Below are 18,576 nucleotides of genomic sequence, written 5' to 3'. Positions count from 1 at the left end.
AACTCATAGCGATCTTTGTCCCGACAGCGCATCAGCTGTTCATCCACGGTCTCTAGAGCTTGTGCCAGCAGACTGCGTGCGCTCAGCCCGATAGCCTTCTCCACGCCCTCCTCCAACTCCGCAAAGCTCCTGGAGTCAGAAATTACCGAATAAAGGTCAGCCATCAGTTGCAGGAAAACACTCAAGGCGTGTCGAATCGGGAACACAGAGACCTCACTCCTTGCCGCGCTGCAACGCGGCTGTTGTTTTGTGGTGAGTTGTGAGGTCTCTTCTATTTTTGCCTTCCCCCTTCCTCCCGGGGAAAAGCCCCTACTGAAACTTTACACGCTCAGAGGAGGGTTGACCCATGAAGATTGAAGTATGGTCGGATTTTGTCTGTCCGTTTTGCTACATCGGCAAGCGCCACCTGGAGCAGGCGCTGTGCAGCACCGGCCTGGCCGACAAGGCGGAGGTCGTGTTCAAAAGCTTTGAACTCGATCCGGCCTCCCCGGTAAACCCGGGCACATCTGTGCACGAGCGGTTGGCCGCCAAGTACGGCATGAGCCTGGAGGAAGCCCGGGCCGCAAACGCCAAGATGGCCGAACGCGCGGCCGCGGTGGGACTCACCTACCACTTTGACACCATGATTCCCACCAACACGTTTGACGCCCACCGCCTGGCCCAATTCGCCGCCCAGAAGGGAGCCGGCGAGACTGTGGTGGAACGGTTGTTCAAGGCGTATTTCACCGACTCCCTGCACATCGGCGACCGCCTGGTGTTGGTCCAGATTGCCTCGGAAGCCGGCCTGGATGCCGAGGAAACCCGGTCCATGCTGGAGGAAGGCGGCTGCAGCGAGCGCGTGCGGGCCGACGAAGCCGAGGCGCAGCAGCTTGGCATCCACGGCGTGCCGTTTTTCGTCGTGAACCGCCGCTACGCGATTTCCGGCGCCCAGCCCATCGCGTTGTTTGTCGACACCCTGCAAAAGGCGTGGGAAGAGGAACAGAAGAACAAGCCCCGTCTGGTGCTTGTGGGGGATGACAGCCAAGACGCGGACAGCCCCGCTTGCACGGACGGATCGTGCTCTGTATGAGCGGTCGATATTTGTGAAACTCTAGCTTTCGCGCTATCCTTATTTCGGCTGCTGACATTCTATCAGTCTACAGGGGGAAGAGTGGATGGACCTCAAAGGCAAAGTCGCCCTCGTCACAGGCGCAGGCAAAGGCATTGGCCGCGCCATCAGCACGCGCTTGGCGAAGGAAGGCGTAAACGTGGGTCTGGTGGCCCGCACTCAGAGTGATCTGGCGGACCTGGCGGCCAGCCTGCGGGCTTCGTATGGCGTCCGGGTGGCTACAGCGGCGGCAGATGTCTCTCAGCGCGAGGCGATTGAAGCGGCGGTGCAAAACATCCAGTCGGAACTAGGGCCGATAGATATCCTCATTAACAATGCCGGCACGGCCAAATTTGGCAAGCTGGTGGAGATGGCACCCGAGGACTTTGAACAGATTGTACGCGTCAACCTGTTCGGCACGTACTACACCACAAGAGCCGTATTGCCGCAGATGATTGAGCGCAACACCGGCAACATCATCAACATCAGCTCCACATCCGGAGAACGCGGGGCCGCAACCACGTCGGCCTACTCCGCCTCGAAGTTTGCCATCATGGGCTTAACCGAATCGTTGATGCAAGAGGTCCGCCGCAACAACATTCGCGTTACGGCTCTCACGCCAAGCACTGTAAACACGGGCATGGCGGCCAGCCTCGGCCTGCCGATTGGCGATGAGGACCACATGATGCAGCCGGAGGATGTGGCCGAGTTGGTCCTGGCTTGTCTGAAACTCCCGCAGCGGGTGTTCGTGAAGACGGCCGGGTTGTGGATGACCAATCCCCAGTAACCCTCAAAATGGCAGCAAGGGATAATCCCCAACCCTATTGCTGCTGGGGAATCATGCCGCACCAGACTCCACGCTAGGTCTTCATGAGATAGAAGGGCTGCGTGGCCGGGCGAAAAAGCGGACGGGTTGCCTACCGTGCGACCCGTCTCGCCGCTTTCCCCTCATTTCATCATGTTCTGCGTCCATCTTTTTCAGATAGCTACCAGCAGGCACGCTGTTATCTACAAAGACTCATTGGAATCGCCTGTTCCGTAATATCCTACTAACTCCAAAAGAGCACTCGCCATGAGAGAGCTGGTCTCTCCTATGCGAAAACATGATATAAACAAGGAGAGGGGGGATAGAAGTGGGAATTGCATCTCGACTCTTCCATAAACAGAACAAACGGAACCATGCTCGCGCGACGCGGCGCTGGATGATGCGCTTCGCCGCCATTTGCCTCTCGGCCGCTGTGGCCAGCGGCTGCGCGGCGTCGCCTTCTTCGAGCACGGGGAACGCCGCGACATCGTCGTCCACGGCCACCACACAAACGGCCCGGCAATCGCCCAACCCGCACGCCTCCCAGGGGAGCCAATCTGCGCAGGCTCACGAGGCCAGCGCAACCCACCAAAACCCGGCCAAGGCGTCTTCTAACACGTCCAGCCACCAAACCGCCACGAGCGTGCCGAAAGAGCTGGTGCCCGCAGTGGTCTCCCGGGATGTGGACGGGGACACCATTCATGTGCGGCTGAACGGCAAGGACGAGACGGTCCGCATGCTGCTGATTGACACGCCCGAGGATGTCGATCCGGTCAAACCTGTGGAGCCGTACGGCCAAACGGCGGCCGACTACGCGAAGAGCCGCCTGCCTGTCGGCAAGCACATATACCTGCAGGAGGGCCACAAGGGCTACACGCGGGACAAGTACGGACGGCTGCTCGCCTACGTGTACATCACGCCGCACGACATGTACAACGAGGATGTAGTGCGCAAAGGCTACGCGCGGGTCGCGTACATCTACCCGCCAAACACCGACCACCTGTCGGCGCTCCAATCGGACCAGGCGTACGCCAAAGCTCATCACCTGGGCATTTGGAGCATCAAGGGGTATGTGACCGAAAGCGGCTACAACCTCTCCATCGCCTGCAGTTGGGCGAAGGCCCATCATGAATCGACGCGCGGGTGCAGCGGCCAAGCGTCTTCGGCGACGGCGAGTTCCAGCGCCTACAGCAGCGTAAGCAACATCAAGAACGGGACGAAGAGCGCATCAACCAGCAAAACGAGCGGCCTCAGCATCGTCTCGTCGCATCTGAGCGTGCGTCGGGGCCAAAAAGCCAGCATCACCGTCCGCACGAAGCCGAAAGCCCTGGGCACCATCGAGGTCGACTACAAGAGCGGCCCCAGCAAGGCCAAAGGCCTCGGACCGAAATACGCCAACTCCAGCGGGCTCATCAGCTGGACGTGGACCGTCGGCACCAACACCACGCGCGGATCCTGGCCCGTCATCATCCGGGCGAACGGAAAAACGCTCAGGACCTACGTACACGTGTCGTGACGGACAAAGGCAAAGCCCCTAGCTTAGCCCTCCGGTGGTGCGTGAGATTCCCGATAAGGCCACGGAGGGCTAGTGCCGTCCCTTCAGAACGCTCAAGAGGCTCACGTAGACCGACTTATGGGCCTTGTCCGAGCTTTCCAAGGTGCGCAGTTCATGGACAAAATCGGTGACCGCGGCGGGGCCCTGCCGGTGGTCCCAATGGTGGTCCTTGGCCAATTGCGCATCTGTTAAATTGAAGTAGGCGTAGGAGACGTCCTTGGGTCTGTCCCCGAGCGGGTCGTCCCAGGTCACGTCGAGCTGGTACCAGCGCCCGTGCAGCTTCACCTCGTTCCACATGTGCGATCCGTCCGCGGTTCCGGTGATGATGCGTGTGGGGATGCCAGCGTCAGTCAGCATGCGGTACGCCAGCAGAGCGTATCCTTGGCACACCGCCTTGCCGCTGGCCAGAGCGTCGTAGGCTGTGTAGCGCGTCCCACTCACGTCATACTGCACATGCTGGACAATCCAATCGTGGATGGCCTTTTCCTTCTGAAAATCGAGCATACCCGGCTTGATGATCTGCCGCAGGATTTTGTGAACGCGGGTGTTCACGAACGCACTCTCCGCCTTCGACTCGCGGTACTTCACATAGAACCGCACCGTATCTTTGGAAGCCAGCCACGTGCACTCCACCGTCCAGCGGCTGATGTTCCAGTCGACGTACGGATCGGCCGCGGCAGCCGCGCGGAACGCCTGCTCCGCCTGGCCAACGGAGCGCAGATGAGGCCACGTGAGCGTGAAGGAACTGTCCCTTTGCTCCAGGTGTCGATAGATCTCGTTCTTGTAATTGGCAGGCGGGGCACTCCCGTGCACCTGAGCCACATGGGTCGCGGTCTGCACCTTCATCGGTGCTCCATCCAGTACTTCCTCATCGGACTGGCTGTCCGCTGGCATCACCAGCTTGTGGGCAGGCAGAGGGAGCGACCCGGCAGAGCCGGTCCACTCCTCACGAGCCAGCCAATTGGCGAGCGGCTTCTGCCCCGCGAACGCCAGCCAGCCAAACAGCACCAACACGGCCACACCGCATAAAGACCCCAATCGGCGCACGAGAGAATGTCCCCCCTTACTCTCAGACCCCACTATGAGTTCGACTATTTGCGATTTTATTCTATCACCCCTTGGGGATGGTCGGCGAGGATGTGGAGGAGAATTCTTTCATAGGAGGCGAGAGGCAGACGGCGTTGCCTTTCCCGCCTTACCGTGTGTGCTTTTAAGGCACCGGAAACGCTGCGGGTAGGGCCAGGATGGCGAGCACTAGAAGCAGCTACAATCCCATTCCCCCCGATAACCACGAGTCAAGCGGAGAGAGAGTGAGAAGGTGTCTGCCTCAATGGAACCTGTCTCTTATCCTACAAAGCAAAAGAGGGAGCCCCCACGAGGGGAACTCCCTACTTCCACTGCGGCAAGAGGACGCCTATTACTTGGTCGCACTCACCGTGTTGGAGCCAGCCACCACGTTGCCGTCTCCATCTTTCACATCGCTACCGGACACGCTCACGGTGACCGTATCGCCCGGTTTGATGGTTACGCCGCTACCAAAGGTCACAATAACATCTCCATCAAGTGCGCCTGTGCCATCGGCGACTGTGAAGTCAGTACTAGGTGCCAGAGTAGTTCCATTGAGCTTCACAGTAAAGTCACCATCATTCCCGTTCGCGCCCGACACATGCTTGCTGAAAGTCAGGATAAGCGTCTGACCATCATTGCCGAACGACGCTCCCGTCAACGTCGGAGCAACATCGCTCGTGAGCGAGACCGTTTTTACAGCGGTATTTGCAACGTTGCCTGACTTGTCAGCGATGTTCATCACAGTAAACGAGTAATCACCGCTGGTCTTAATCGTACCCGTCCCGAGGTGAACGGTCACCGTATCAGGCGTACCCGAGGCAATAGTTACATACGATCCGCTCGGCAATGCAGCGCCATTGAGACGGTAGTTGTTCAAATTCAGAACAGTCGAAGGGTCAACATCGTTGTCAACCGTATAGGTGATCGCGTTGTGATTCAGACCATTCACAGGTGTAGCCGAAGCTCCTGTAATTTTAACAGTCGGAGCTGTCGTATCCGGTGCCGTTGCGCCCTTCGTCAGATCGACGGTTACCGTCTGGTCGGCGCTCGTGTTGGCCGCTGCGGAATCATCTGTGAACGCCCCAGCACTGAAGTAGAACGTAATGCTCTTCGCAGTAGAAGGAACCGCGTTCGACGGTGACAGCACCAGGATATTATTGTCGCCATTGCCGTCGTACTGAGCCGTCAGCTTATCCAACGTCGAGGTCACATCATTACCACTGTCATCCACAGCGGTATATTGACCCGTTGTTACGTCGTTCACAGCAATCGGCTCGTTGAACGTCACCACAAACGCGCCATTCGTACCAACTGTCGTACCATCCACTTTTGCACCCGGTTCGGCGTACTGAATGCTCGTGACCTTCGGTACAACAGTGTTTTTGTGCAAGGTTACACTTTGGGTGCTGGGTGACAGAGCATTCCCCGACGTATCCTTGATGCCGTTCGTGAACACCAAGGTCAAAGCCAAGTTCCCGTTGGCATCCCAGTCCGTCGAGGCCGGTTTGTACGTGATGTCGTACTCAGTCCCAGTCGTGTCATTGGCCGTGGGAGCCACGGTGGCACCAGTAACGTTAGTGCCGTCAGACTTCAAAATTTGCACATCTTTTAAAGCGCTTCCTGCATCCGCTGTCTCCAGGGTAGTCGGGTCAATCTTCTTCGAGAACGTCACGCGAATCGTGTGATCGTCCACCGCAGACACGCTCGAAACCGTCGGCGCCACGGTGTCCTGCGTCACCGTAAAGCTCTGTGTAACATTGGTATAGTTACCAGACGTGTCGGCTTCGTTCACGATTTGCAGGCTGTTTGAGCTACCAGCGGCCAAGGCTTTCGGAGCAGTAAGGGTAATGGAATCAACAGGAGAGGCGGGTAACCCAGAGGTTACTGTCACCGCACTACCAGCAAGGGAAGCCGATGCGATCGTAGCCGCCTCGCCGTTAATGTAGTACAGCCCCGTGCCCTTAACAGGTTCGCTGAAGTCGACCACTACAGTGGTTGTGCTGCTCGCGCTGCCGGCAGAAGCACTAACGTTAGTGACAGTGGCGGGCGTGGTATCGCCAGCAAAGCTGAAGGTTGTAGAGTACTTCGAAACGGTGCTGGTTCCATCAGCACTCTTCACGCCGTCCACAGTGAACAGGTACCCTGTCTTCGTAGACAGGTCAGCCTGAAAGCCACCTGTCGAACCTACTGTAATGATTACCGTCTTACCGTCCGCTTGCAGGGATGCTTTCGCGTCGGAAGTAGCTGGCGCACCGCCAGTAGCGGCGTTGCTATTCAGATTGGTACCATTCAAGGTGTAGTTGGTAACATCCTCAGCGGTCTTCTTGTCAACCGGCTCGTTGAACACAACCTGAATCTGCTCGGCGTTGATAGCACTTACCGACGAAACAGCCACTTGAGGATTGTAGGTCACATAGATGCTCTGCTTCTTGGTATCAACGCCGTTGGTGGCCACAGCAGTAATGGTGTTCTTGCCTTCACGCAGCGTCAGGTTGAAGTCCGGGCCACTGCCGCTCTGAAGCTTACCGTTGAGGTACAATTTGACGGACTTCTCATTGCTGTTCACGGTGACCTTCTGAGAGGCCGTTGTGACAACTTGCCCGTCGCTCAGGCCGGTGATGCTCACACTGGGCTCTCCGAGCGTGACATAGATGCTCTGCTTCTTCGTCTCCACACCATTCGTGACGACAGCGGTGATGGTGTTTTTGCCATCGCGCAGCGTTAGCTTGAAGGTCGGGCCATTGCCGCTCTGCAGCTTACCGTTCAGGTACAACTTGACCGACTTCTCGTTGCTCTTCACCGTCACGGTTTGCGAAGCCGTCAGGACGGTCTGGTTATTGCTCAAACCGGTGATGCTCACGGTCGGCGCCGCCGGCTGGGTCACAGTCACCTTGTACTTGTGCGACACGCCGTTCGCCGTTACGGTGAAATAGGCGGTTCCAGCCTTGTGGCCGGTGATGGTCACCGTGGCCTGCCCCTGGCTGTTCGTCACAACGTTTCCAGGGGAAGCCGTGGCCACACTCCGGTTGGAGCTCCGGAAGGTCACCAACGCTCCCTTGATGGGCTTGTTGTGCGAATCCTTGATGGTGACCGTGAACTTCTCGGTCTTTGTCACCATAATGCTTTTCAGAGTTGTCGCCGATTCATGCGCGACTTTGGTCGTGTTGTAGTGCGTGGTTGCCGCGTATGCAGACATAGGTGCGGCCATGGTACCGAGTACTACGGATGCTGCCGCGATGCCCTTCAATGCACGCTTCAAGTGCGTTCCTCCTCCTTGACTCCTTCAAAAGATGCAACTCTTGAAGATTGATGACGGGATGGTGACAAGTCACCAAACGCACCCGTTTCTGTCTCCTGCAAGCCAGCTTGGGGCTTCGTCTCCATGGCTCACGAGCGCGCCATGTCTCCGCCCCGGCGCGCTTGCGCCGCGCGTCTCAGAGTGCCCTCCAAGCAATCTCACAGGAAGGCATCCCTCCTTTCAATGCAAAACGTGCTGCGCGCGCCAATACTTACCCCCCCTCTTCTATTTTCACTCTGCCGAGTAAACATGGTAACGCAGATATAGATACCCATATCACATAATATGCATATACGACAAGACTCTCAAATCTCCTTGTCGCGGGCAAAAAAATCACGACGCTTTTCGCCCTTTTTTTCACACATACTTGGAAGCGTATCTAGATCTACGGATCCGGAGGAAAAGCTTGCTGCCGTTTTATTATACTGATGATAGTCAATTTGGTAAAGCGGAAAATCAAGATTATAGGAGATAAGGCAGATAAACGCGAGATCGCGGCGGCATGGAAGCCCTGGCCACCACGTCGCACAACCGGATTTCCAGACTCATCCAGCACAGCTCCGCCACATAAGCGGCGGCCACAGCGCCCGTGCCGAGTGTTTTGCGGAGGATTCAGCCCCCACCCTATAATGGGTGCGGGGGTATGGGAATGTGCGGACGGTTCACGCAGGCGTTTGAGGATTGGTCGGAGGTGCTGGCGTATTTTCAGGTGATAGCGGACGGGTTCTCCTGGCCGGCGCGCTACAATGTCGCCCCGACGCAGGACGTCCCCGTCATCGTCGCGGACGGGAACCGGCGCCGCATCGGCCCCTTGTCCTGGGGGCTTGTGCCGCGGTTTGCCACGCCCAAACGACCGCCCGTGCGCCCCATCAACGCCCGCGCGGAGACCCTGCTTGACAGCCGCTGGTTCCGTCCCCTTCTCGCGCGCAGACGCTGCGCCGTCCCCGTCGATTCGTTTTACGAGTGGCGGCAGGACACCAAACAGCCCTTGCGCATCCGGCTCCGCCAGCGGCCGGTGTTCGCCCTGGCGGGCATCTACGACACATTCACCGGGCCGGACGGCCGCAAAGTTTCCTCCTTCGCCATCGTGACCTGCGCGCCCAATGAATTCATGGCCGCCATCCACAACCGCATGCCCGTCATTCTGGACGATTCGGCATTGGCGGCGTGGCTGGACGCGGGGCTGACCGACGCCGATGTGGCCGCGTCGCTGCTGCGGCCTTCGCAGGAGGAGATGGCGGCGTACCCGGTGCACCCGCGCGTCGGCAACGTGCGCCACGACGACGCCGCTTTGCTGCAGCCCTATGACCACCATGGGCAGGGCCCGGAAGGAAGCCAGACCACGTTGGGCCTGCCCTGACCGGCGGATTGCCTAAAGCTTGGACACTCCGCCCTCTCGCACCCGCGCGGCGCGCCAGTCACCGCCCGCCACCTCCGGAAACCCGGCAGCGGCCGATGCATCCGCGTACACGTACACCTGCGCCGCCATCTCGCCCGCATCCGTCTGCACCGGCATCAGCACACGGTTGTACAGGTTGTCTTCCCCCGGCCCGTGATACTCCTCGAGTTCGTCCAGGCGCAGCAGAACCGCCGCGCTGACGTCGTAGACTTCCCCGTGCGTCCAGGCCTCCGGGTCTTCCAACAGGGCCGGATATCCTTCGCCCGTGTCGTACAGCCGTCCCCGCACCCGCGCCTGCCTCGCTACGATTTTCGATCCGGCCAGCAGATGGTGGTTCTGCTCATGTTCTCGCAAGGTTCCGTATACAAACACCAGCATGATGGCCCTCCCCTGCTATGTGGCGTACATCCACATGCCTGTGGGACAAGAGATGCGCATCGGAAACCACGCACAATCTGTCTCGGATTCGGCCTACGTCAAGACCACCGTCCCGCCCTCCGACTCCGAGTCTTCTTCCGACCATCGCGGTGTCCAGGTAAACGTAAACGGGATGCTCGAGACATCGTCTGGCAGCGCCGGGCTGACGACAAATCGATGGACAAACTGCTGCTCGTCCCCAGATCCACTCTCCATATAACACTCATACCCAGGACCGACGGAAAGCTCCCAGTGGACAAAGTGATGACGACGGGGGCCACCCTGATCAATGTTCGATTCCGACTTGTTGTCAATCTGAAAATAGACGACGCTCGCATTCTCATACTGGCGCAGATGCGTAACAAGAAAGACCTGCCCGTCCTGCTCCGCCCATCTCATAACCGGAACCGCGCGCAGATACCTGCTAGGCTCCACCCGGTGCTGGTACAAGTCTTCGTTGTACAGCGTGTGAAACACACTGTCCAAGCGGTGCTCAGAAAGACCAAACTGGCCTGCCCAGCAGTCAATCTGCTCCAGCGGCGGGAACCCAGGGTTCCCTCCTGCCACCGCCTTGCGTCTCGCAATCAGGGCACATAACTGCTCATCTATCGGCAGTACCCTCTCATCATAGTGCTTCGTCGGTCTGCGGCGACGTATGCGAGTTACGCGCACAAGCAATCACCTCCCCAACAAGCCGCGACCTCCCGGGCCACATTTACGGCCTGGGATTCTCGCTCTTCACTCCGCACAACAGGTCTGTATCCGGCGGCACATGGCCCATTTGCCGCATCATCGAGACAATCTGGCCCTTGTGGTGAAATTCATGGGTGATGGTGTGCATGAACAACTGTTGCGGCGAGACCTCCAGGACCGCCGGCGCCCGCCAAGGAATCGTGCGCCGTATCGGTCGCAGCGCATCCGCATCAAATTCATCGAGGAACTCCACGACCACGTCGTCCACTCCCGCGAATCGACTCGCCACGTCGCCTACGTCCATGCTGTCCAGTTCCTCGTCCGACGCAAACGGATGCGCCAAACTGCCCAGCGCGAACGCCCCCAGCCACGCCCTGTAGCAATCCGCCACATGGACCAGCGTGCTGCGGATGCTTCCCCAGCCAAACCCGTCCACCGGCCGGGAGAATTCCCCGTCCCGCAGGCTGTGACAGGAGTTGAGCAGGACGCGGCGCGACTCCTGCACCCAGGCATACAACTCTCGGTTCATGCCACCAACTCCTTTATGCTAAAAATATCATACTTTCGAAACAGCCACAGCAACATGCATCTTACGCCCGTCTGTCCCGATGGCCCAGCACGTCCAACCCAAGGATGGCCAGGAACGCGACGAGCGCCAAGAGCGGCGGCGTGATGAACCCAAACACCACAAAGTCCGGGGTTGCGCAGGATACAAAAGAGGTGCAAGAAGTGCTGGAGTTCAAGGCAGGCACCATTTGTATCAGGTAGTGGTACAAGGAAACGCACCCGCCCACGGCCGCAAGCGGCAGGGTGTACGGGCGGGACGGGATCCGCCTCGCCATGGACACCAGGGAAATCAGTGCGATAGGATACATGCAAATCCGCTCGTACCAGCACAAATCGCACGGTAGCCAGCCGAGGCCCAAGCTCCAGTACAAACTGATTCCGCTGGCCACCACCGAAAGGGCCAAACGGAGAAGCGCCCACCTGTCCATCGCCATCCCCCCGATGCCATGCTCAACGGATCCCTCTCACGCAGTGACACGCTGGTCGTACAGGCTCAAAGGACACTTGGATTCTCCCGTCCCCGCCTCGATTCCTCCCGTCTATCCGCCCAGCGCGCGTACCAAGCCGTCAAAATCGGCACCAAAATCGCAGTCACAATCACCGCTGCGGCCACCTGCACTGTGGCCGTCGCCGCGATCCCCTTGTACGCTGGATACACCGCCGCGACGGCGACCGGCACCGCAGCCGCGTTGCCCGCCGTGGACGCCGCCGCCAGGCCTCCCACGCCAGAACCGCCCGTAACCCGGTCGAGCAGGATCAACACAACGCCCGTTATGACCACCACAGCGAGACCCAGGATGATGCCGGACGCGCCCGCCTGAACCACGTTCGCCAGATTGATGCCAAAGCCAAGCGCCAGGGAGAACAGCGGGATGAGCACGTCCTGCCCTTTGCTTAAAAATTTTCGCATTTCCTCATCCAGGTTGCCGAGCACCATGCCAATGAGGAGCGGCAGAATGGCATAGACGAACGCCAGCAAAGGGAACGAGGCCAGCCCTGCCACACCCAGGATGAGCATAGTGAAAAAGGGCCCTGACTCCAAGGACATGATGGAATACGCAGCGACATCTTCGACCCGCTTGCCGAGCTGGCCCATGAGCGCCATGTACAGGCCCCCGTTGGTGTCGCTGAACGCGGCCACAATGGCCAGGGCGGACAGGCCGAGCACCAGGTGGTTCTGATCTGACGCCACGTATTTAATCAACAGCCCAATGACAGCCGCTGTAAAGATCTTGCCAACCCACAGGGCGACGCCCTTCTTGAGGATGTACCCAGCCGAACGAAACTGGATGGTAGCCCCGAGGCAGACGTAAAAAGCGGCCAGCAGCGCGAGCGTACCGGTGAACAAGCCGCCGGTGAAGGAACTTGTGAACACCGTGTCGTCCCCGAGGTTCGGGAACAGGGTGCGCAGAATGGCTCCGATAAGGAGCGGGATCAACATCATCCCGCCCGGCACTTTGTCGATGGCACGTTTGATTCGCAAGGAAATTCCCCTCCACTCCGTCTTATCCCGCACTTCCGGTGAGAAAATCGGCCGCCACCTGGATGGCCGCAATCATACTCCGTTCGCGCGCGACGCCGCGTCCGGCGATGTCGAAGGCGGTTCCGTGATCAACCGATGTCCGCAGAATCGGCAGGCCGAGGGTGACATTGATGCCGGTGTCAAACCCCAGCATTTTGATGGCGATGTGCCCTTGGTCATGGTACATGGCAATCACGGCGTCGAACTCGCCGCTTGCCGCGCGTGCGTACACAGAGTCCGGCGGCAGCGGACCTGTCACCTGCAGGCCCTCCGCCCGCGCCTGGTCGACCGCGGGTTGAATCTGGCGCTCGTCCTCGTCGCCAAACAGCCCCCCTTCGCCAGCGTGGGGATTGAGCCCAGCGACGGCAATCTTCGGATTCGGCAAGCCAAACTGTTGCAACGAGGCCGCCGTCAGCCGGATGCGCTCCAAAATCCGCTCCGTGGTCGCCATCTCGATGGCCTGGCGCAGACTGACGTGGGTGGTCACGTGCACCACACGCAGTCCTGCATTGACCAGCATCATGGCGGAACTGGCCGATCCGGACAGCGCCGCCAGCGCCTCGGTGTGCCCGGGATACTTCACCCCCGCCAGCTTCCAGGCCTCCTTGTTGATGGGCGCGGTGCAGACAGCGTCCACCTGCTTTTGCACGGCCAACTCCACCGACTTGCGCACATAATCGAACGCCGCCTGCCCCGCCTCGCGCGTGACCTTGCCCCACGGCAGGCCGCTCGGCACATTGGCGAGATGGAGGACGTCGATGGTACCCGCCGCGAACGCGGCCTCCTCCACTCCCTGGATTTCCCGCAGCTCCGGCGCTCCATTGGGGAAACGCCCCGCTTCCTCGAGAATCCGGCCGGCCTCGCGCAGGCGCCCCAGGTCACCGATGATAAGCGGCCGTACACGTTCCCGGCACTCGGGCGCGTCCAGCGCCAGCAGGCTGATTTCCGGCCCAATACCCGCCGGGTCTCCCATCGTCACGGCAACCAACGGTTTCGTCATGACACGTCATCTCCACTTTTCGTTGTTCATGTTCCGCAAGAACCGCACCGCCCGCAGCAGCGCGTCCGGATCGCCAAACCCGCCTGCCTTCGTCACCATCCAAGTGCGTCCGCTCTCGGTCTCCACCGTGTTCCAGGGAATCCCCGTCGTCACCTCTCCCCCGGGCCACAGCGCCCGGGCCCCGAGCGCCTTGCACAGCGCCAGCGCGGTATCCCCACCGGTGGCGACAAACCCCACCGTCCCACCGGCCCATCGCTCGGACCACACCCTCGCCGCCGCTGCTAGATCCGCTTCCAATCGCCGATCCCCCCTATCCAGCCTCTTGAGGCCGAGGCGGAGAGCCACCACCGAATGGCAGGTTTGGGCGAGGGCGCGCTGGGCGCGCTCCATCTCCCACTGCCGGGCCAGGTCGTCGGCCAACAGGGAGGGATTGAGTTCAATCACCGGGGCGCCCGTCTTCCCGGCCATGACTTCCAGTTGTTCGTGCGCCGCCGGATTGGCACTGCCCACCACCACCAACACCTTGTCGCAACCGACCGCGGGCAGCCCCCGGTCGCGCGCTTCGCCATCCATGGGCGCCAGCCAAAGGCGCGGCAGCTGTTTTGCCAGCCCGGCGGACCCGCACAGGAGGATGTCCGGTCGATCCGCAAACGCCTCCGCCACGGCACACAGGTCTTGATCCTCGGTGGCATCCGCCACCACAATCCGTTCCCCGGATTCCAGGCGGCTCATCCAGGTCAAAATCGCATCCGGGCCGCTGCGGACAATCGCCAGCGGCAACTCCGCCACCGGCAAGGAGGTCGTCTCCGCGAGGACCTCGCGGATTCGGTCAGACCGGACAGGGTTGCGCGGATCCCGGCCAAAGGCGGTCCGGTGCACGGGAACCCCGGCCACGGTCAGGCGTCCGCCCTCGACCTGCCTGCCGTTCGCCGGAAAAGCCGGGGCAAGGACGGCCACACGGCGCCCCAGCCCCAAGAGCGCGGTCTCAATCTCCAGGCCGAGGTGGCCCCGCAGGGTGGAGTCCACCTTTTTGTACACGCGTCCGCCGGAAGCTCCTGCCGCAGCCTGATAGACGCGGCGCCGGGCCTCCGCTGGTGGGAGGCCGCGGGTCTCGGTGTCGGCTACCTGCACCACATCGACACCCAGTTGAGGCTCCCAGGGCCGGTCCGCATCCAACCCGACGCGCACCCTGTACCCGCCGACCTGAAAGTAGTTGGCCGCATCCGCAGCCCCGGTCAGGTCATCCGCCAGGATGTGGACGCGCGCGGACGCCTTCTGTCCTTCCAACATGCCTCGCCGCCTTTCACTCGCTCTCCCCGCCCCCCTGCGGATGGATTTCCACGATGGGAACACCGCATTGCTCCACGATTTCGCGGTAGGGCGCCGGAATAAAATCGGTGATGAGCAGGTCGACCTGGGTCAACGGCGCGTACGCGTCAAGCCCCGCATCGCAGAATTTATGGTGATCCACGAGCAGGATGGACATCCCCGCAGTTTCCATCGCGGCGCGCTTCACAGAGGCGGTCAGCGGATTGAAGTTGTACAGACCACGGCGCACGTCCACTTTGGCGGAGGACAGAAAGTACTTGTCCACCCGCTGGTGGCGGAAGTAAGCGTCCGTCTCGCTGCCGAACACCGCTGCCATTTCCGGCACGTACCTACCCGGCGCCAGGTGCACGATGGCGCCGCGACGCGCTGCCGGCTGCAGCACCGCCAGCGAATTGGTATAGACCAGGACTTCGGCCGGCAAATGCGGACACATCAGCGCGATGGTGGATCCGGAGTCCAAAGCAATCACGTCGGTGGGCTCCACCATCTGCGCCGCGCGCGCCGCAATCTGTCGCTTCGCCACCAGGTGCTCACGCGACCGCACGGCAAACTCCGGGCCGTATTCCGTGTCGATGCGCATCCGCAGGTTCCGCCCCGCCTGGTTCGGTTGGTAGTTCAGCTCCTCCGCCGCCTGCCGCACGCGCGCAGCCAATTCCTCGTCGACCGTCGGCACACCGTTGAGCACCCGCGACACCGTCGCCACAGACACCCCCGCACGCGCCGCCACATCCCGAATCGTCACCATGCCCATCACCCCTGGGAATACGATTACAGAAAACGTATTCTCATAAAGTAATACAACACGGGCGGCACGTTGTCAAACCAGAAACGCCCCCGTGCTCTACGAGTTCGGGCACGGGGGCGGCTGGGAGCGATGCGCGCATGGCGGCTTTATGCATAGCGGCTTTATGATGGCTATATGACGGCTATATCACCGGTTGGCCATCTTTGAGCAGCAACTGCCCGTCCACATATACCGTCGGTTTCCGAATCACACCGTCCAAATGCACGCCGGCTTGGACCGTGCCGCCAAAAGTAGCGTTGCTGCCAAATGCGACATGGATGGTCCCGTAGGCCTTTTCGTCTTCGAGAATGACACCGGTCAAGCGCGCCTTAGGATTGGTGCCAATCCCCAATTCGGCCACATTGCGCGCTTCGCGGCTGTCGCCGAGTTTCTCGAGCCACTCTCCCGCCCTGTCGCCTTCCGCCTCCACAAGCAATCCGTTCTCGACGACCAGGCGCAAAGGGCTTTTCAGGAGACCCAGGCCGACCATGGACCCGTCGACAATCAGCTCCCCTTCTCCTGATCCCTCGACCGGCGCGATATACGCTTCCCCGGACGGCAAATTGCCGGATTGTCCCGGTTCCCTGTAGATTCCCGTGCTTGGGATTCCGCATCTACCGGCGATGCTGCACTCAAACACCGCTCCATCCTTTTCGATGCGGACGTGCCTCCCGCCCGTCAGGATATCCGCAACCCGCTGCGTCAGCCGTTCAACCTCCGCGTAATCGGCGGTAATGGGGCCATGCTCAAACATGTCGAGCGTGATTCCAGGCATGGTGGCCATGCGCGCCCCCGCCTTCACCGCGTCCTTTCTCGCCTGGGTATGTGTCAGAGAGTGCAGGGTCGGGCAGACCACCACATTGACTCGCCTCATCGCGTCCGCCACCACGGCCGGCGGTTCCTCGCCACTTCTCTGGCGGGGCGCCATCTCCATGAGAATCGATTCCGCGCCCAGCTTGCGGCCGGCCTCCACCAGCGCCGCGCATATCTCTGGCCGCGTCCCGTCGGACACGACCAACAGCGTTTCCGAAGTGGCCAAACCGAGACACTCAACCAGAATCCGACTTCCTGTGGCGACCAACTTATCGGACACAGGTTGCAATCTTTCTCCCCCTCGCACGGTTGGAATCGCATTGGTTTAAACCTTGAAAAATTTGAACAATGAACCGAAAAATCCATACAGAGCGTCGCCGGCAATAAATCCGGCCGCCAGAATGCTCATGGTGCTTTCCGCTTGTTTTCCGTAGATTTTGACCACCACAAGCCGAATGATGATACCCGCCAATACGGACCAACCGGCGATTGGGTTGTTGATGAGCAATCCGGTGGCAAACAAGACACCAATCTGCCGCGAAGGACGCCAATCAACTGCACGATGGCGCCAGGAATGGCCCAGAGCAGCAGGTTGGCTGCGATATGCGGATCGGTCAATCCGGCCTTGATAGTGGCAACATACACCTTATCCACCGGCGGTATGAGTCCGTTGGCGAAATAATGATGCTGGAACAGGGCGACGGTGAAGAACGCGGTCGCGAACCCCAATAGCGAAGCCCAGTATTGTTGACGACGCCCCTGCAGTTCATAGGAGCGGCTCCGATTGGAGCGCAGGATCCAGCCACACTTGAAATCATACCCCATGTCGGCAAATGCAGGACCCGTGGCAGCGCAGAACGCCACCAGCACAGCCAGAGGCGTAGCCGGAAAGCCCAGCAACATCCCGACAACCAACGAGATCAATGCCACCGCAAAGGCAGGGAACCAGCCAGCATGCATCGCCGACAATCCGACAATCAACTCGTGCGCCAGCGCCACAAAGGCGGCAAAGACCACCCAAGCAACGAGCGCTCCTATCGACATGTGCGCCCATAGACCGGTCATCAACGCCAACAATACGGAACAAAGCAGAAAAGCCAGGAAGCCGTACAGAACGGCCTTCGAAATGTCTTTGTCTGTGCGCGTTAATGGCAGCTGAATGTCAGCTGCGGAGACAGGTCCACTCGTGTCCGTTGTGGTTACCGATTCAGATGAACGTGGGTCTGGGGACGCATGTCGCTTTCTCGAAAGCACCCAGATGACCTGAATCAAGGCGACAATCCCCGCGCCGACCATGATGCCGTGCGGGATGTAATAGGCATCCATGTCCACTCCGAACAATTGCTTGTCATATCCCTTGACCAGAAGACCTATGCCCCACATAGCTAAGGCCCAGATATTGCCAATGAGGGCCACACCGAATGCAGACATCGAGATCCCGAAAAAGGAGCCTATAAGCCCAATCCCTGTACCGTATAAGAGCAGTCGTCCTCGACGGCCGCCTTGATCCCCGGCAAAGATAGCCTCGCCGGTAGCAATTCCCGGAGGCCAAACGTTGGCGGCTGGGAAGATCCGGGTGTCGAAGAGTTTGTAGAGAATCGTGGCGTCAATCAAAAGAGCCAAAGCAACACCAATCAGCGTCGGCCATACCAGATTCGGTCTGCCAAACAAGAAAGGGATGCCGATAGGAAGCAGCAACGCGTTGGCTGCACCGAAAGTCGCTCCGGAGATGGTCGTCTGTACGAGATTCTGGCGATGAATCGTTTTAAATTTTTGCAACGCGGCAAGCGGGATACGGGCAATCAACATGGCAATCAAGGCGCCAATGAATGATAGCCGTGTTAGGCGTAACTCCAAGCGATACAATCAATTGCATGCCGATAATTGCGCCTAGGAATCCTACCAATATGTTGACAAATAGCACTAGTGTTGATTCCACATCCTACCACACCGACGGTTGCTATAGTAAGAACAATCCCGACCGAAACTATTTTTTCAAGTTTCGTCCTTCCCTCTCGGCTTAGGCTCAGATATTTATAGCCGCCCTGGAGCATACCACATGGTGCTCAATCAACTTATGCGTTTGAGAAAGAGGCCGTAGCGTTTACGCGTACACGCAGTATCATTGCTGTTGTATTTAATACCAATTATCCTTCTCTCAACTGGACCACAATCATCGCCTCTCCACTCTCGGAATTTGTCGTGGAGTACTCTATGTACTCTATTCCAAGTTCTATGG

Annotated in this window: 17 protein-coding genes; 4 read left to right on the top strand and 13 right to left on the bottom strand. The window is 59.6% G+C overall.

Translation table 11 applies throughout. The annotated features are described in order from the left end of the window. On the bottom strand, positions 1-206 hold a 206-nt coding region (locus ASH01S_RS15560; protein WP_217996343.1), incomplete at its 3' end, for a UPF0236 family protein. A gap of 140 nt (positions 207-346) precedes the next feature. On the opposite strand from ASH01S_RS15560, the gene ASH01S_RS15555 reads away from it, so the two are divergent. From ASH01S_RS15555 to ASH01S_RS15545, 3 genes are all read left to right on the top strand, one after another. Then, the gene (locus tag ASH01S_RS15555) at positions 347-1,069 is read left to right on the top strand and encodes a DsbA family oxidoreductase (RefSeq protein WP_067929361.1); all 723 of its coding nucleotides are present in this window, start codon (positions 347-349) and stop codon (positions 1,067-1,069) included. Between the two features lie 85 nt (positions 1,070-1,154). Further along, positions 1,155-1,874 (top strand): 3-ketoacyl-ACP reductase, encoded by a 720-nt coding sequence (locus tag ASH01S_RS15550; protein ID WP_067929360.1) that lies wholly within the window; start codon positions 1,155-1,157, stop codon positions 1,872-1,874. A gap of 346 nt (positions 1,875-2,220) precedes the next feature. Continuing rightward, positions 2,221-3,408: a thermonuclease family protein gene (locus ASH01S_RS15545; protein ID WP_067929359.1), complete on the top strand. Its 1,188-nt coding sequence runs from the start codon at positions 2,221-2,223 to the stop codon at positions 3,406-3,408. Positions 3,409-3,477: 69 nt separating this feature from the next. Here ASH01S_RS15545 and ASH01S_RS15540 read toward each other — a convergent pair whose 3' ends face one another. Then, complete coding sequence (locus ASH01S_RS15540) at positions 3,478-4,494, bottom strand: transglutaminase domain-containing protein (RefSeq protein WP_067929358.1); 1,017 nt, start codon at positions 4,492-4,494, stop codon at positions 3,478-3,480. A gap of 370 nt (positions 4,495-4,864) precedes the next feature. Next, entirely contained in the window at positions 4,865-7,774 is a 2,910-nt protein-coding gene (locus tag ASH01S_RS15535; RefSeq protein ID WP_067929357.1) for an Ig-like domain-containing protein, read from the bottom strand. A 688-nt stretch (positions 7,775-8,462) separates the two neighbouring features. Here ASH01S_RS15535 and ASH01S_RS15530 point away from each other — a divergent pair. Further along, positions 8,463-9,173, top strand: a complete 711-nt coding sequence (locus ASH01S_RS15530; RefSeq protein WP_067929356.1) for an SOS response-associated peptidase — start codon at positions 8,463-8,465, stop codon at positions 9,171-9,173. Positions 9,174-9,185: 12 nt separating this feature from the next. Here ASH01S_RS15530 and ASH01S_RS15525 read toward each other — a convergent pair whose 3' ends face one another. The 10 genes from ASH01S_RS15525 to ASH01S_RS19595 all read right to left on the bottom strand — a co-directional run bounded on the left by ASH01S_RS15525 (position 9,186) and on the right by ASH01S_RS19595 (position 16,845). Further along, complete coding sequence (locus tag ASH01S_RS15525; RefSeq protein WP_067929355.1) at positions 9,186-9,590, bottom strand: gamma-glutamylcyclotransferase family protein; 405 nt, start codon at positions 9,588-9,590, stop codon at positions 9,186-9,188. A 93-nt stretch (positions 9,591-9,683) separates the two neighbouring features. Further along, on the bottom strand, positions 9,684-10,301 hold the full coding sequence (locus ASH01S_RS15520; protein ID WP_067929354.1) for a hypothetical protein: 618 nt from the start codon (positions 10,299-10,301) through the stop codon (positions 9,684-9,686). Between the two features lie 43 nt (positions 10,302-10,344). Beyond that, on the bottom strand, positions 10,345-10,851 hold the full coding sequence (locus ASH01S_RS15515; RefSeq protein WP_067929353.1) for a DinB family protein: 507 nt from the start codon (positions 10,849-10,851) through the stop codon (positions 10,345-10,347). A gap of 61 nt (positions 10,852-10,912) precedes the next feature. After that, positions 10,913-11,317: a disulfide bond formation protein B gene (locus ASH01S_RS15510; RefSeq protein WP_067929352.1), complete on the bottom strand. Its 405-nt coding sequence runs from the start codon at positions 11,315-11,317 to the stop codon at positions 10,913-10,915. Positions 11,318-11,382: 65 nt separating this feature from the next. Further along, positions 11,383-12,372 (bottom strand): 2-keto-3-deoxygluconate permease, encoded by a 990-nt coding sequence (locus ASH01S_RS15505; RefSeq protein ID WP_067929351.1) that lies wholly within the window; start codon positions 12,370-12,372, stop codon positions 11,383-11,385. A 22-nt stretch (positions 12,373-12,394) separates the two neighbouring features. Continuing rightward, positions 12,395-13,411 carry a 4-hydroxythreonine-4-phosphate dehydrogenase PdxA gene (gene pdxA / locus ASH01S_RS15500; RefSeq protein ID WP_067929350.1) on the bottom strand — a complete coding sequence of 339 codons (1,017 nt, stop codon included), beginning with the start codon at positions 13,409-13,411 and terminating at the stop codon, positions 12,395-12,397. A gap of 6 nt (positions 13,412-13,417) precedes the next feature. Next, positions 13,418-14,701, bottom strand: a complete 1,284-nt coding sequence (locus ASH01S_RS15495) for a four-carbon acid sugar kinase family protein (protein ID WP_067929349.1) — start codon at positions 14,699-14,701, stop codon at positions 13,418-13,420. A gap of 13 nt (positions 14,702-14,714) precedes the next feature. Beyond that, positions 14,715-15,485: a DeoR/GlpR family DNA-binding transcription regulator gene (locus ASH01S_RS15490; protein ID WP_067929348.1), complete on the bottom strand. Its 771-nt coding sequence runs from the start codon at positions 15,483-15,485 to the stop codon at positions 14,715-14,717. A gap of 181 nt (positions 15,486-15,666) precedes the next feature. Further along, positions 15,667-16,617: an aminopeptidase gene (locus ASH01S_RS15485; protein WP_067929362.1), complete on the bottom strand. Its 951-nt coding sequence runs from the start codon at positions 16,615-16,617 to the stop codon at positions 15,667-15,669. Positions 16,618-16,662: 45 nt separating this feature from the next. Then, positions 16,663-16,845: an OPT/YSL family transporter gene (locus tag ASH01S_RS19595; RefSeq protein WP_306302873.1), complete on the bottom strand. Its 183-nt coding sequence runs from the start codon at positions 16,843-16,845 to the stop codon at positions 16,663-16,665. Between the last annotated feature and the right edge of the window lie 1,731 nt (positions 16,846-18,576).

It is taken from the genome of Alicyclobacillus shizuokensis NBRC 103103, assembly GCF_001552255.1.
Lineage (GTDB): Bacteria > Bacillota > Bacilli > Alicyclobacillales > Alicyclobacillaceae > Alicyclobacillus_G > Alicyclobacillus_G shizuokensis.
This window is presented reverse-complemented; position numbering and strand designations above follow the sequence as displayed.